The following is a 15,080-nucleotide window of genomic DNA, read 5'->3' on the forward strand; positions in this document are numbered from 1 at the left end:
ATACAGTGATTAATTTTGATATCACTAAACTGTGATAAATATCTCACAATTAGGGCTGATTTTCAAGCTGAAAATGGTTAACGAGTACTGTGAAAAATAACAAACTGAGTGAATAAATAAGCATTCGATTTGACCCAATTAAACTAATGCTTAAGTGAGCCAAATCATTTATTCAAAACTTAATTAATACTCGCAATCATAGTTTCTGCATGGCAGGTCGCACCCTTCTCTGCGCCAATCTGAATAACACCACTGCGATGTGCCAGTACCTGTACTTCCATTTTCATGGCTTCCATAATGGCAACTACTTGGCCTTCGGTGACTTGCTCTCCATTTTCGACTTTCCAAGCGCTTATCACTCCATTAATTGGGGCAAGTAAATGCTCAGCGCTCACTTCTGGCTCGGCTGTTTGCGCTTGAACGGCGGTTGCTGGGCCTTGTGCAAACATGCCCGCAGGTAAACCTAAACGGTGTAACTTGCCATCAATTTCAATGTAGCTAAGCAGCATTGGCTGTTGATGGTTTGGAATGCCACGTTTGGTTGGCTTTAACTCTTGTTTAAAGTCATTTTCAATCCAGCGCGTATGTACATTAAATTCATCTGTAAAGTCAGGTTCATTAAGTACCGCACGGTGAAAGTCTAAAACCGAAGCTACACCTTCAATTTTAAATTGTTTTAAAGCACGTTTAGCGCGGGCAATTGCAACTTCACGGGTTGGACCAGTCACAATCAGTTTTGCCATGAGTGAGTCAAAGTGGCTAGACACTAATGAGCCAGTTCGAACGCCTGTGTCGACTCGTACACCATGACCAAACGGCGCTTCAAACAAACTCAACACCCCAAACGCTGGAATAAAACCACGCGCTGGGTCTTCGGCATTAATACGAAACTCAATCGCATGGCCTTGGGCTTTTGGTGTTTCTTTAATAGAAAGCGCTTGGCCCTGCGCGACACGAATTTGCTCTACCACCAAATCAACTTTTGACGTTTCTTCAGTAACTGGGTGCTCAACTTGCAAACGCGTGTTTACTTCTAAAAATGAAAGCTTTCCATCACGACTCAGTAAATATTCAACTGTTCCTGCACCAACGTAATTTGCAGCCTGACAAATGTCTTTTGCCGAGGTTAAAATTTGTTGGTAAATCTCATCGCTAATAAACGGAGCTGGTGCTTCTTCGACTAACTTTTGGTTACGGCGTTGCAATGAACAATCACGTGTACCAAGCACGACAATGTTGCCATGTTGGTCAGCAATCACTTGCGCTTCTACATGGCGCGGTTTATCTAGATATTGCTCGACAAAACATTCACCACGACCAAAGGCAGCTTTTGCCTCTCGTACTGCCGACTCATAAAGCTCTTTTACTTCTTCGAGTTTCCACGCGACTTTTAAACCACGGCCACCGCCACCAAATGCAGCTTTAATGGCAATCGCTAAGCCAAATTGTTTGGCAAACTCTAAGGCTTCATCTGCATTGTTGAGTGGGTCTTGCGTACCTTGAACTAAAGGCGCGCCCACTGAAGCTGCAATTTTACGCGCTTCGATTTTATCGCCTAGTTTTTCAATGGCACTTGGTGATGGCCCTACCCATTTTAAGCCTGCATCAATCACGGCTTGAGCAAATTCGGCACGTTCAGATAAAAAGCCATAACCCGGATGAACCATAGTCGCTTTCGATTTTTTTGCAACTTCGATAATGGCAGGAATATTTAAATAGGTTTCGCTTGCGGTAGCACCAGCCAAGCCCCATGCTTCATCTGCAAGTTCGACATGCATGCTGCCAATGTCGTCATCTGCATATAACGCGACCGATGCAATTCCCATATCACGACAAGCATGAATAATACGAACGGCGATTTCACCACGGTTAGCAATCAATAATTTTTCTGTATTCATCATTCATTCTCAAAATCTGTAAATTCGGCAATTTTTTTAAATTTGATGCGGCAATCTGCTGGTATCTGTGCCACCAAATCCCAATGGTGTTTAGCAACAGCGCCAATAACCGGATATCCGCCCGTTAAAGGGTGATCATTCATAAACAAAACCGGCTGACCACTCGGTGGAATCTGCAAAGCACCAATGCATGTGCCTTCGCTTTCCAGTTCATGGGTAATTTTGCGCGTTAAAGGCTGCTCCCCTGAAAGTCTTAGCCCAACGCGGTTGCTTTCATTGGTCACAAGCCATTCTTGCTGACAGAGCAGTTCAATACTGCCTTGTTCGAACCAATCTGTGCGTGGCCCCATCACAATATCTAGCTCAACCACTTCACCAGCTCGTGGCAAATCGTTTTTACCCACTTCATTTACGCTAATATTGGCTGCTTTGACCTGTCCTTGATAAATGGTATCTCCAAGCTTTAAAGGCTCTGGCCCTAATACTGCCAAGCTGTCAAACGAAGCACTATTGAGTACAGGTTCAACGTCTATGCCACCACGAATAGCCAAATAATTTCGAAGCCCTGCTGTCGGTGGCTGAATTTGAAATTCATCACCTTCATCCAGATCAATCGGTTGATAGCTTTCAAAGTCTACGGTTTGACCATCAGCAAATTTCACTCGAATGTTTGAAATAGCACCTGCAACTGCAATAACGCCTGCATGCTGCATTTTGGCTTTTAGGCCGCCATTTAAAACTTCAATGACGGGTGTATCGGTTGGATTACCCACAACACGGTTAGCACTGTGCATGGCCGACAAATCCATTGCACCAGCCACGCCAACTCCAATATTGGTCTGGTTTAAACGCCCTTCGTCTTGAATGAGCATCTGTAGACTTGGCGCAGTGATCTTAAACAGTGGTGTAGATTGCTTAGGCTCAACTATACGAGTAATTTGGTGCGGTACATTCACTGTCGTTGGACGATGCGTAACATCTTCAAAATGTACAGTCATGCCCGGTAAAAGTAGTGCTGGATTTTTGCGCTCTAAATCCCACATTTTTTCCGATGTTGTACCAATAAGCTGCCAGCCACCCGGACTGTCTTTTGGGTAAATACCAGAGTATTTTCCAGCCAAGCCCAAAGAACCTGACGGTATTTTTTTACGTGGAACCGTTAAGCGTGGAATATCGGTAAAAGGCCGATCGGGACTGCTCATATAAGCAAAACCGGGCGCAAAACCAATAAAAGCGACATTCCACACGCTTTGGTGATGTTTTCTAATCACATCAGCCACAGACAAACCTTGTAACTCAGCAACCTGAGCAAGGTCTTCACCATCGTAACGAATCGGTACAATCACCTCTTGTCCGCTACGCTCAAACCCTGAATCAATCTTGAGGCTCTGAATTGAAGCAACCAGCGTTTTAAAATTGGTTTCGATCTCGTTGAAAAAAACCAAAATTGTTTTTGCAGCGGGGACTAAGTCTTTAATTCCATTCAATTGCGTATTTTGCAATTTATTGTACAACGCCAATGTTTCTTCTAGGCTCGCAAGCTCAATCAGAAAACAATCGGCGTTTACCGATAAAAAACGCATTTGCTTATCCTTTTAATTCTTCTTTAGTCCAATTAGCCAATCCAAGCGCGGTCAGGAATGTCGGTAATAAACATGTAGCCCGGTGCATGACTAATGGCAAAAGGAATTTTTGAGTTCATGACTGCCGCTTGAGGCGTTACACCGCAAGCCCAAAACACTGGAATTTCACCCGCTTCTATGCGAGAAGCATCACCAAAGTCAGGTTTGTTTACGTCCAAAATTCCTAAGCTTTCAGGGTGCCCAATATGTACAGGCGCACCATGCACACTTGGCATACGCGCGGTAATTTTCACAGCTTCACTAATTTGATGAGATGGAATTGGTCGCATGGAAACCACCATATTTCCAGAAATACGCCCTGCTGGCTGGCACTGAATATTGCTCAAATACATCGGTACATTAGTGTCATCATGAATATGGCGAACTTCAATACCCGCTTCTTGCAAAGCCGTTTCAAATGAAAAACTACAACCAATTAAGAAAGTCACCAAATCTGGATGCGCATTATAAATCTCACTTGCATCGGTCACTTCATCAACCATTTCACCATCTTTCCAAACGCGATAACGTGGGAAATCGGTGCGGATGTCTGAGTCTGCAGCAAGCTTTGTTGCATAGATGCCTTCTTCGAGCACATCAAGCACTGGGCAGCTTTGCGGGTTACGATGTGCGTAAAGAAGGAAATCGTAAGCCCACTCTTTTGGCACCGAAATCATGTTGACCTGTGTCATGCCCGCAGCCATCCCTGCTGTCGGTTTATCAAAACCAGCACGGATTTTTAAACGCGCATCTAAAGCGGCTTCAAGCTGAGCTGGGTCGACTTTAATATCCTTATACATTGTGCTCATCCTTATGCTTTGTTTACAAACGGGCGGATTTCAATATTGTTTTTTACAAGCTCGGCTTTAATGGCTGCCGACATTTCTAAAGCACCGTCGGTGTCGCCATGTAGGCAAATGGTGTCGGCTTGAATTGGGGTAAATACACCGTCAATTGACTCAACTCCACCGTTTTTAAGCATTGAAACCACACGACTGGCAACAAATGCCGAGTCATGTAAAACCGCACCTTCTAAACGTCGAGATACCAATGAACCATCGCTGTTATACGCACGGTCAGCAAATGCTTCAGACACGACTTTTAAACCAGCCGCTCGTGCTTGTTCCACTAAGTTTGATCCAGCCAAGGCCACTAAAACCAATTCAGGGTTATACATTTTAATTGCATCAATCACTGCGGCTGCCTGAGCTTGGTCGTGTGCAATGGTGTTATAAAGTGCGCCATGCGGTTTAACGTATTGCACTTTTGAGCCTGCCACTTTTGCCAAACCATCGAGTGCAGAAATTTGGTAAAGCACATCGGCAATCAATTCGTCACGTGACAAATCCATATTACGGCGGCCAAAACCAACAAGGTCTGGGTAAGACACGTGAGCACCAATGGTCACACCAAGCTCCACTGCTTTACGAACTGTTTTTAAAATGCCGAGCGGGTCGCCAGCATGGAAGCCACAAGCAATATTGGCACTGGTCACGACAGGTAAAATCTGGTCATCATTACCCATTTTCCATGAGCCAAAGCTTTCACCCAAATCACTATTTAAATCTACAAACATGGCATTATTCCTTTATCACTTAACAAAGTCTGGCTTAAAGCTTCGTCAAATAGTTAAACACTGTCGTAAACGACATATAGCCCATCCACCACGTCAACAGACATGTTAATCCACCCAAAATAAGCAACCATTTTGGATAGTTATAATTACCCATTAAATCTTTACGGCATGCGGCAACATACACAAAAATTGTAAGACCAATTGGCAACACTAAACCGTTAAAACCACCCACAAAAATGAGTAGCCCTGCTGGAGTTGCGCCCAATAACACATAGAGCAATAAAGCCAATGCGATAAAAGTAATGGTCGTATAGTTGTTTTGTTTTGGTGTTAAGTTCTTTTTAAACACATTAAAGAACGACACTGAAGTATATGCTGCGCCAATGGTGCTACTAATACCGGCTGCCCAGAAAATCAAACCAAATAATTTAAAACCAAATGTGCCCGCTGCATATTGAAATGCTTGAGCTGCTGGGTTGGCATCATGGCTGGCTAAATCAATATTTGCACCACTCACCACTACACCTAAAAATGCTAAAAACAATACATAGCGCATGATGCCGACAACAATAATGCCCTTGGTCGCAGCTTTAGCAACTTCATCAATATTTTCAGGGCCAACAGCACCTTTATCGAGTAAACGGTGTGCGCCTGCATAACAGATATAACCACCAACCGTACCGCCGACAATGGTCGTAATAATGGCAAAGTCAATCTGATCTGGAGCAAAGGTTTGATGTACAGCTTGACCAACAGGTGGCATTACGATGACGGCAACAATAATAATCAGGAGGATTTTAAGCAATCCCAACACGATCATGCTTTTATCCATGGCAAGCGTTGCTTTTCTTGAAGCAAAAATCAAAATGGCTAACGCACCACTTAAAATACCACCCCACTTTGTGTCTAGGCCAAAAAGCGCATTTAGACCTAAAGCCGCACCTGCAATGTTACCGATACTGAAGAAAAAACCACCAAGAATGACCAGAAAAGCCAGTAAGTAACCACTGCCAGGAATTGCTTTATTGGCAATATCCGATGCACGCATTTGAGTAAGTGTCACCACTCGCCAAATGTTTTGTTGAACCACATAATCAATCAGAATGGAAACTAAAATGGCAAAGCCAAATGCCGCCCCTAACTTCACTGTAAATACAGCAGTTTGGGTTAAAAATCCGGGCCCCATTGCAGAGGTCGCCATCATAAAGATTGAGGCAACAATGGCCCATTGGCGATCTGATAAAAAAGAAGATTTCAGTAAAGACATATTAATGCGTTCCTCATCCATTTGAGCTTAACAACGCTATTTGCAAGTTGAACCAAGAACACCATTTCGTTCCCAAACGATATTCTTTAATCCTTTTAAATGACAAAGATTCCCTGTTCCCCAATCAACACAATCGGTGATCAAATCTTGTAACTAAAATAAAAACATAGCTAATCCCTACGGACAATAAGACTTTTTACATAAAATAAAAAAATCAAATATTTGATTTTAAATGATTTAATGTTTATTAAAAAATCAGGATAAGTTTTACTTATCAAACTTCATAAGCTGCTTTTATGACTTTGCATGCAAGCAGCCTATTTAAAATAAGAAAAAATATTTTATAAAAAATAATAACAGCGCTTATTTTTGGATTTTTTCATTGAGGCTTTTCATGGCACTTTCCGAGACTTTAACGGCAACCTCTGTCAATTTTTCTTTCAAGGCAACGTCATTTCCTTGAATGTAGATTGAGGTGAAATGAAAGGTTTTTAATTGAATAGGTGTATTTAATATTTCTAGTCGGCCATCAGTAATTTCTTTTAAAGCGGTTAAGGTCGGCACGACAGCAATGCCTAAGCCCTGCTCAGCTAAACGCAACAGAGTTGCCAATGAATAACTGGTAATTGAAAGTGGTTCATCAATCCCTTGTTCTTTCATTCTGGCTTTCAATTCTTTATAGGGATAGGTAATTTTTGGATAAGTTAAAATGGTATGAGACATGAGAGTTTTAAAAGACATTTGAGCCACACAGCCCTTAAATGACGGTGAAGCCAAAAAGCTCAGCTCAAAGTCACACAATGCCTGTTCAATACATTCAAAAGCCAACGTTGGTCCAAGTAAAAAGGCCATGTCTAAGTCCCCTGTCCGCACACCTTCTTGTAAGTTAGGTGTCAGGTCCACCACAATTTCTACTGAAATTTTTGGAAACTCTTGTTGAACCTTTTCGATATATTCGACTAGCCATGTATAGACAATCGTTTCAGAAACGCCTAAACGAATTGTACCCGTCAGATGCTGATTTTCAGTGAGTTCAGCCACCAGATCTGTTTCTAGTCGCATAAATTTTTCGGCGTACTTAAACAAAGTTAAGCCTTTGTGCGTTGGTTTAAACTGCCGATAGTTTCGATCTAAGACTTTAAAGCCTAATTCATTTTCAAGAGATGTGATTTTTTGAGATACCGCAGGCTGGGTGGTTTGCAATTTAGTTGCAGCCTTATTGAAGCTATTTAAAGTCACAACCCAATAAAAAGCTTCCAGATTCTTTAAATTCACGTTTCATCCCGCATTAGAAATCCCTCTACTTTTATAGTATGGAATTTCTTAGCGTGATTAGGCTAGCCATTTATTCATTTTTATTTGAGTTTGGCTTATTTCACTCTCACAAAAATAATATCTAGGTCTTTTTTGGGTACAAACTTGGTTTTGGTCATCTGAAATTGAGTTGGACTAATCTTTTTAACTTGGCCATCCCAGCAAAAAGAAACCAGCTCATCTTTATCACGCTCAATGGTTAACTTAAAGTTTTCAATCGGCTTTGCCCAATTTGCACCCGTCGTCAAAATATAGCCCAAAGCACTAAATGGTGAATTTTCTGCACTGGCTTTTTTTAAGCCCTGCTTAAATTGACTATCCATACAAAATTGTCGGCTATCTTCCTCGGGATATAAGGCAACAGAACCACCCACCAAAGGTTTATATTCATGGTGAATTTTAGTCAAACTATTGGCTTTAAAGGTTTGCTTCCAACTATAGATCACTTGAGATGACCACGGGATTACATCATCTTTTTTAAAATTGGCTAAAATTTTCTGTATTTGTGGCTTATTACATTGTTTTAGCTTATCTACATAATATTCATAATCATAGTTATTACGTAGCCACGGGTTGAGCATATCTTTTTCACTAAAACCGCATTGCTTAAACTCGTCTGTTGCATCAATTAGCGGTGATTTTTCATCTTTTTGAATAAACGTTCTGACATGCATTTCCGGTTTTATATTTTTCCCATCCACCACTATCTTAAAACTTTTTAGAAGTTCTTCGGTATGGGCAAAATCAGACTCAAAAAAATTATCAATGCGCGGTAAGGGAAATAAAATGGTTTCAGTGACCTCTTTATTGCTTAGGTTTTTATAGAGGTAATCGACCTTAATCAGTTTTTTACTAATAAATAGATCTTCGCTTTGCATGGCAATCTGCGAATTTTTGAGATATTGAATTCCACCCGTACCGACATAGCCCGTAGAATCATTGGCTACGCTATAGGTCGATAGTTGAATGAATACAGCAAAAGTCATTACAAGCTTTTTCATTTTAAAGCGCTCTATGTCATTTTCTAATTATGGAGTGTCAATCTGTGGTAAATCATATTATATATTTCACCCACAAAAAACCGTCTAAAGACGGTTCATTCACACATTTAAAATCCAATTCTTTTTAATGATAATTTAGTTTCTGCCTTATCATCCTTTTTTGCACACTAATTTTTCCAATAAAATTGGTTAGCCATAAAATGCATTCATCACGATGTTCAAAATGAGGAATCAAACTTAAATCAACTTTTATATCTCTATCTGCCAAAGGCAAACTCAGGCAATATTCAAAATCGATAGAGTTATACTTTAATTTTAGATCCTTTTCTTCGGCTTGCTTTTTGATTTCAGCCATAATTCGATTGAGGTTAACAATCAAGTTATTTGAAACTTGGTTATTTTCATAAATACGTTCATATACATTTTCAGCAACATCTATGTATTTAATTAGCTCGGCATTTTCGTTCATATTATTTATATTCCCCTTTTTTTAAAGATTATGAACAGCTAAATGTTTAATTGCGTTACTTGACACATTGCTTATGTGAAAAACGTATATTTTTCTTTATTAACAAATACACTTAAGATATTGTTATTTATTATAATTCAATAGATATTTGCACATTTGTATACATTTAATATTTTCTAAAATCTAAATTTAGACAATATTAAATGTTAGTTAGGATGGGATTAAGACAAAAAAAACCGCCCCAGAAGGCGGTCGCTGAAGTTAAACCAGCAGTATATAGAAGTGTGGTGGACGGTCACTTCTATATTCTTTTTATGAAGGAGTTTTATTGGTTTTACTAAAATCTTCAGATTTAAAATAATTGATAATCATGTCTGCATGCTCTTCTTTTTGAGGAGCTACAGATACAGGAAATGCATCTTTCGACATCTTAAAACCTGGTGGAAGAAATTGCGAAATTGGTGGCAATTTAGGTTTTCCACCTTCCGTAATTCGTTCAATAAAACCAGCTAACCATAGAAGATACTCTCCTTCATTTGCAAATTTTGGCATGACACTCAAGTCAATTTGAACTTTGCATTCACTTAAAGGTTTGGTTAAGTTCTCTTCAAAATCTATATAGTTGAACTTGAGTTTAAAGTCAGTTCCCTTGATCGCTTTTCGAATCTGACTAATTAAACAGTTAAGATTCTGAGTAATGTCATCAGTGAATAAGCTATCTTTTTTAATATTTTTATAAACCTTTTCGGCTACAGCTAAATACTTTGGCATTAACCTCTCTCCGTACTATTGTTATAAAGTGCTGATCTAAAAATCTTTTATGACTTTGATTATGCTCAAAGAAGTGTAAGTAAAGGTAATCTTATAGGTGCAGTTTGTAAGTAATTAGCATCTTATGTAAAGACAGCCTAAAAAACACCTAAAAAAATTATGGTTTTGATAACTCATCCACAAAATGAATGGTTGAATAGAGATAATTAGAAACATTTACTTTCATATTATTTTTTACCAATTGGTAAAATTAATATGTTTTCATCTGTTTATCACGTCGCATCAAACCCAAAACAGATCTACGCACTCTTATTTCTTCCTCAGAAAAAGGCAAGTGTTCTGTGAGTTCGTGAATTGGGAGAGAATTATTTTCTATCAAGAAACAGTCTTGCTCTGTTGTCCAATTAGTCATAGCCGATTCAGTTTGTTTTAAATAGCGTTTCATATTTCCTAGCAGACTTGTTTGCAATCTCAAGATGCCTGTCTTTCAGACGAGCTTATCCCTTAGATTTTGTGGTGATCTTAAGCGATTATAGCAGCCTGTAGATTGGATGTTCAGTTGATCCTGTCGCTTATCTTCATTGCCTCTACCAAACAGTTTTTTTGATATTTTAAGTGCATAGAATTTCATTTAGTAAATTTAGTTAAAAGTGCAAGAACCAAGAAGACCGCTAAAATAATAAAAACAATGAGCATAATTAAATTCTAATAAAAGTATTGTGAAAATTATAAATGATGAAATCAAAAAACCCACCTTTAGATGAACTTCTGTCTAACTCCAATGGTGAGATCTAGTGAATATTCGGAATTACTGGATATAGATACGGATGAAATGGATATTTTTCATCATTGATAAAAATAAGAATAAATCTTGAACACATACGAATATCCAAAACTTATGGAGCATGCCAAAACTTCTTTGTTTCACAATAATTTTAAAATCAATTTCAGGGATGTATATGAATAAAATAGATGTGAATACTATCGTAGATAGAGAGAAATTATCTCCCCTCCAATGGGTTGTCTTTGTTTTAGGTTTTTTAGTATTTTTCTGTGATGGTCTAGATACTGGAATCATAGGTTTTATAGCACCATCTTTATTAGATGAGTGGCAAATTTCAAAGGCCGAATTAGCTCCTGTATTTGGAGCAGCTTTAGTAGGTATGAGTATTGGAGCTTTAATATCAGGTGTTTTTGCTGATAAATTTGGTCGAAAGAAAATAATGATTATCAGCATGTTAATCATATCTGTATTTACAATAATCTCGGCTTATTCGACAAATACAAGAGAACTCATTATCTATAGATTTATAACTGGGCTTGGATTAGGTGCTACTATGCCTAACGTAAGTACAATCGTTTCAGAATACATGCCTAAAAAGCATAGAGCCTTTCTTACAGGTTTAGCTGGTTGTGGATTTCTAATGGGAGTATCATCTGGAGGTTTTCTTTCGGCCTATTTATTAAAAATTTTTAGTTGGTCTGAATTGTTAATTATTATTGGCTTAATACCTGCCGTACTTACCTTTATATTAATTTTTAAACTCCCAGAATCCACACAGTTCCTTATTATTAATAATCAAAAGAAAAAAGCACTTTCAATTTTAGAAAAGATACATGGTAAAAAAATTGAAAAAGAACTTGTCTTATTATCAGTCGAAGAGAAATTTATTGAGCAGAATAATCCACTTAAGGATATTTTTAGCAAATATTTATTCGGTTCATTAATGTTATGGCTCTGCTCCTTTATGAGCTTATTAGTGTTTTATCTTTTTACTAGTTGGATGCCTACTATTTTAAAGACAGTTGGTTTTGATCTACAACAACTAAGTCTAATGTCTACGTTATTCCCGTTCGGTGGAGTAATCGGAGCCATAATCATGTGTAGATTTATGGATAGATTAAATCCAACTAAAGTGATTACTTTTTCGTATTTCTCTGCATTTTTGTTGTTCATTCTTCTCAGCTTTACCCATACCAACATCACCCTATTTTCAATTCTGATCTTTATGATTGGAGGTTTATTAGCTGGCGCCCAAACCGCATTGTTTCCTTTAGCTACTCTCTTTTATCCTACGAACTGTAGAGGGTCTGGTGTTTCTTGGATGCATGGAATAAGCCGCATTGGTGCAATTTTAGGATCATTATTAGGCTCGTTAATTTTTACTTTGAAGTTAGATCTAAGTTCAATTTTCTTAAGTTTAGCCATACCTACCCTTATTGCTTTTATTTGTTTGGCACTTAAATGGTATCGAGAACTAAATATCTCTAAGCAAAAATTTAAGGTCATCAGTACTGATTGATCACTACTCTCTATTAAGTTAAATGTTATTGAGGTTTATATGGCAGATCTATTTTTTTCTAATCTTCAAGAAAGAGAAATTCAGTACAACGCGCGAAATTCCGTAGCAGATTTTGATTCTTGTATGAAGGAATATGCACGACTTGCACAGAAGTCCAAAGACTCTATTACAGGCTTATATAATTTACATTATGGCTTAGCTAAAAGAGAAACCTTAGATATCTTTCCAGTAAAGAGGCAGCCCTCTCCGCTTTTTATCTATATTCATGGTGGATATTGGCGTGCGCAAAGTAAAGATGATGCCTGCTCTATGGCGGAAAATTTTGTCACACATGGAATAGCCGTATCTACAATTGAATATAGTCTTTGCCCTCATGCATCACTTTTTGAAATTGTACGAGAAGTAAGATCATCGATTGCTTGGATCTATCATAATGCTAAAGCCTATGGCATAGATCCTGAGCAAATATATATAGGGGGTAGTTCTGCTGGGGGGCATTTAGTTGCTATGCTTTGGAGTGATCGTTGGCAAGAAGAATTTAACTTGCCCAAAAATGTCATTAAGGGCGCTCTTGGCTTAAGTGGCCTGTATAATTTATTACCTTTATGCGATACCACTATTAATGGATGGCTTAAACTCACTCCAAATCAGGCAACAGGACTGAGTCCTTATGAGAATTTACCACTACCAGAAAACTCTGCTCCACTCCTACTGAGTGTAGGTGAGCTAGAGACGCAAGGTTTCCATAATCAAACAGATTTTTTCTACTCTATTTGCAAAGAAAAGGGTTTAAACGTTTCATTAGTAAAAGACCATGGACATAATCATTTTGATATTGTGAATACTCTTGCTGACAAAAATAGTGTGTTATTTAAAAATATGTTGGAACTTATTCATAAATAATATCTGAGCCATTTGATATTCTGCTTGTGCTTCGTCAATTTTTGTAGAGTTATGCCAAAGCATTAAAAAGCCCACACACTGTGGGCTTCCTACTTATTATTTTGCGGCATTCACCCCAACAATAAACTGACTACAATTAGAGCCTTCAGATGCGTTACCTAATTGCTTTTCAGAGAATTTGAATTTGGATGCAACAGACTCATAATCTTTTTTAAGGCTTTGACCTGTTAGCTCACCTAGCTCTTTCACTTGTTCAGGTTTCAAGATCCCATGCTCAACCGCTTGGTTTACCATTACACATGCTGTGGTCATGGCGTCATAACGTGCAGCAGTTTTAGAGTAGCCTAGAGCGCCGATTACTCCACCAACAATTAAGCCAATAATTACCGCTAAAGTTACGTGCATTTTATTCATTTTTTAAATACCTAAAAATCTAACCATAAAGAGGAGCACTTCAAAAGGTTGTGCTCAAGTTCAGTTAGGATAAATGTATTTATCTGATATCAAAAGTTAGAATGTGTCAGATTTTTTGATAGATAAAGTGAAATTTGCAGCCTCCATTAAAAGAGAAATATCATATCTTCCTACTTCGTTTTTGTTTTTTGCTTGGTACTTTTATAGGAATAGTCACCTTGCCCGTTCCTAATCCGCGGAAAAAATAATTAATGATATATAGGAATAAAAGACCAAAATAAAAAATCGGAAAAATACTAAATAAGCTGACTGCTATTTCCCAGAACATAACCCCCACTCTATAGTTATAACTAAATGCTATAAGTCCACCTTTACGTCTAGGCCTGTGCTGAGAAATATCATCATCAATAAAGTGAAAAATTCCCATAATCAAACATATTGCGAATGTACTTGAGACTAAAGTCTTTTTAATTAGAGGATTTTCTAACCAAGGATATTTTTTTGAAGATTCAAATTCGGCTTTGAAAAGGAATTTATAAATTTCTTCTTGATAGACTTTATTAATTCCATATTCTTTAATAAAAAAATAACATACTGTACAGCCTAGAAAGAACATGACTATGGTTATGTAAATGCTATAAAGAATCGTAAAAAACGGTAATGGGCCTTTCGTACCAATAGTCACATGCATAATTTGTGTGATGTATTGATATAGCTCGTACTGCCATTCGTTTTTAGGATAGGCAGGAAATACAAATAAAGGAATAATAAAAAGAATGGAACATATAGCTATACTTCCTTTGTTCTCCTTACTTTTCATTGCAATCGTAGACAGAAAGTTTTTAGAGGCCATATCTATATCTTACAATTTGGAATCATGTGTTTAGCTTTATAAAACTCGTCAAAAGCCTTCATGTCACCTAACCATGGGGTTATAGTTTCTAGATAAAGTTGATTGATATTTTTTAATGCCACTAGCCTTGGTGAAGAATAATTTTGTTGCTGAATTTTTTGATTATATTGTTGTACAAACATGAGCTTTAAACATAATCCTCGAATAGCATCTTTATCAAAAGAGGGATAGTCTGAATATTTATTCAGAATATAGTTCATTTCTGTATGTCTATTATTCCAACTATAAAATAGATTCAAAACCTTTAAATCTTTAATATATATCTCATCATTAAGAGGGCTTAATTCTAGTCCTCGTTTTAAAATAAGACTATGAATTTCACTATCCTCAGCTAGATCTAACCAAAAGAAGGAAGATAAAATTTCTTCGCCAATTTGAACTCTATTTCTTTCTGTATGCTTAGGATATAGAATAAAAAAATAATATAATCCCAGAAAAATTATAAAGAATAATATAAGAGAAAGTAATCTCCAGGAATTAGTACCTTTTATAATATTCATAACAATCCATTCATTTTATTTAATATCTTGTGAGGCAACTTTACTTCTTGTTTTAGATGAAATCAAAAATTAATGAAAAAATTTCCTTGAAAGAAATATGTGCTCATCCTTTTTAAATTTCTTTGTTTG

At 37.6% G+C, this 15,080-nt stretch carries 15 protein-coding genes; 2 read left to right on the plus strand and 13 right to left on the minus strand.

Annotation, left to right across the window (positions count from 1 at the left end; translation table 11 throughout):
• Window positions 1–179 precede the first annotated feature (179 nt).
• The 10 genes from RMB03_RS07385 to RMB03_RS07430 all read right to left on the minus strand — a co-directional run bounded on the left by RMB03_RS07385 (window position 180) and on the right by RMB03_RS07430 (window position 10,363).
• The gene (locus RMB03_RS07385) at window positions 180–1,898 is read right to left on the minus strand and encodes a biotin carboxylase N-terminal domain-containing protein (RefSeq protein ID WP_311075408.1); all 1,719 of its coding nucleotides are present in this window, start codon (window positions 1,896–1,898) and stop codon (window positions 180–182) included.
• Window positions 1,898–3,481 (minus strand): urea amidolyase family protein, encoded by a 1,584-nt coding sequence (locus tag RMB03_RS07390; RefSeq protein ID WP_311075047.1) that lies wholly within the window; start codon window positions 3,479–3,481, stop codon window positions 1,898–1,900. Before RMB03_RS07390 ends, RMB03_RS07385 begins: the two co-directional genes overlap by 1 nt.
• A gap of 32 nt (window positions 3,482–3,513) precedes the next feature.
• Window positions 3,514–4,329 carry a putative hydro-lyase gene (locus RMB03_RS07395; RefSeq protein WP_080592901.1) on the minus strand — a complete coding sequence of 272 codons (816 nt, stop codon included), beginning with the start codon at window positions 4,327–4,329 and terminating at the stop codon, window positions 3,514–3,516.
• Window positions 4,330–4,331: 2 nt separating this feature from the next.
• Complete coding sequence (locus RMB03_RS07400) at window positions 4,332–5,096, minus strand: LamB/YcsF family protein (RefSeq protein WP_000496072.1); 765 nt, start codon at window positions 5,094–5,096, stop codon at window positions 4,332–4,334.
• A gap of 34 nt (window positions 5,097–5,130) precedes the next feature.
• On the minus strand, window positions 5,131–6,384 hold the full coding sequence (locus RMB03_RS07405) for an NRAMP family divalent metal transporter (protein ID WP_003650999.1): 1,254 nt from the start codon (window positions 6,382–6,384) through the stop codon (window positions 5,131–5,133).
• A 342-nt stretch (window positions 6,385–6,726) separates the two neighbouring features.
• Window positions 6,727–7,638 carry a LysR family transcriptional regulator MumR gene (gene mumR / locus RMB03_RS07410; protein ID WP_017390332.1) on the minus strand — a complete coding sequence of 304 codons (912 nt, stop codon included), beginning with the start codon at window positions 7,636–7,638 and terminating at the stop codon, window positions 6,727–6,729.
• A gap of 95 nt (window positions 7,639–7,733) precedes the next feature.
• Complete coding sequence (locus RMB03_RS07415; protein WP_311075052.1) at window positions 7,734–8,678, minus strand: DUF4424 family protein; 945 nt, start codon at window positions 8,676–8,678, stop codon at window positions 7,734–7,736.
• A 124-nt stretch (window positions 8,679–8,802) separates the two neighbouring features.
• Window positions 8,803–9,147: a hypothetical protein gene (locus RMB03_RS07420; RefSeq protein ID WP_005041708.1), complete on the minus strand. Its 345-nt coding sequence runs from the start codon at window positions 9,145–9,147 to the stop codon at window positions 8,803–8,805.
• 312 nt (window positions 9,148–9,459) lie between these two features.
• A complete protein-coding gene (locus RMB03_RS07425; RefSeq protein ID WP_004642270.1) occupies window positions 9,460–9,918 on the minus strand; it encodes a hypothetical protein in 459 nt (152 codons plus the stop codon).
• A 250-nt stretch (window positions 9,919–10,168) separates the two neighbouring features.
• Entirely contained in the window at window positions 10,169–10,363 is a 195-nt protein-coding gene (locus RMB03_RS07430) for a hypothetical protein (RefSeq protein ID WP_311075055.1), read from the minus strand.
• A 514-nt stretch (window positions 10,364–10,877) separates the two neighbouring features.
• On the opposite strand from RMB03_RS07430, the gene RMB03_RS07435 reads away from it, so the two are divergent.
• The gene (locus RMB03_RS07435) at window positions 10,878–12,221 is read left to right on the plus strand and encodes an MFS transporter (RefSeq protein WP_311075057.1); all 1,344 of its coding nucleotides are present in this window, start codon (window positions 10,878–10,880) and stop codon (window positions 12,219–12,221) included.
• A gap of 39 nt (window positions 12,222–12,260) precedes the next feature.
• Window positions 12,261–13,124: an alpha/beta hydrolase gene (locus tag RMB03_RS07440; RefSeq protein WP_311075059.1), complete on the plus strand. Its 864-nt coding sequence runs from the start codon at window positions 12,261–12,263 to the stop codon at window positions 13,122–13,124.
• A gap of 96 nt (window positions 13,125–13,220) precedes the next feature.
• On the opposite strand, the gene RMB03_RS07445 is transcribed toward RMB03_RS07440, so the two are convergent.
• The 3 genes from RMB03_RS07445 to RMB03_RS07455 all read right to left on the minus strand — a co-directional run bounded on the left by RMB03_RS07445 (window position 13,221) and on the right by RMB03_RS07455 (window position 14,951).
• Window positions 13,221–13,538, minus strand: a complete 318-nt coding sequence (locus RMB03_RS07445) for a hypothetical protein (RefSeq protein WP_005041709.1) — start codon at window positions 13,536–13,538, stop codon at window positions 13,221–13,223.
• Between the two features lie 160 nt (window positions 13,539–13,698).
• Window positions 13,699–14,391 carry a hypothetical protein gene (locus RMB03_RS07450; RefSeq protein ID WP_311075062.1) on the minus strand — a complete coding sequence of 231 codons (693 nt, stop codon included), beginning with the start codon at window positions 14,389–14,391 and terminating at the stop codon, window positions 13,699–13,701.
• A 2-nt stretch (window positions 14,392–14,393) separates the two neighbouring features.
• Entirely contained in the window at window positions 14,394–14,951 is a 558-nt protein-coding gene (locus RMB03_RS07455; protein WP_311075064.1) for a hypothetical protein, read from the minus strand.
• Window positions 14,952–15,080 lie beyond the last annotated feature (129 nt).

The sequence above is a fragment of the Acinetobacter sp. V91_7 genome (assembly GCF_031799075.1).
In the GTDB taxonomy this organism is placed as follows: Bacteria; Pseudomonadota; Gammaproteobacteria; order Pseudomonadales; family Moraxellaceae; genus Acinetobacter; species Acinetobacter calcoaceticus.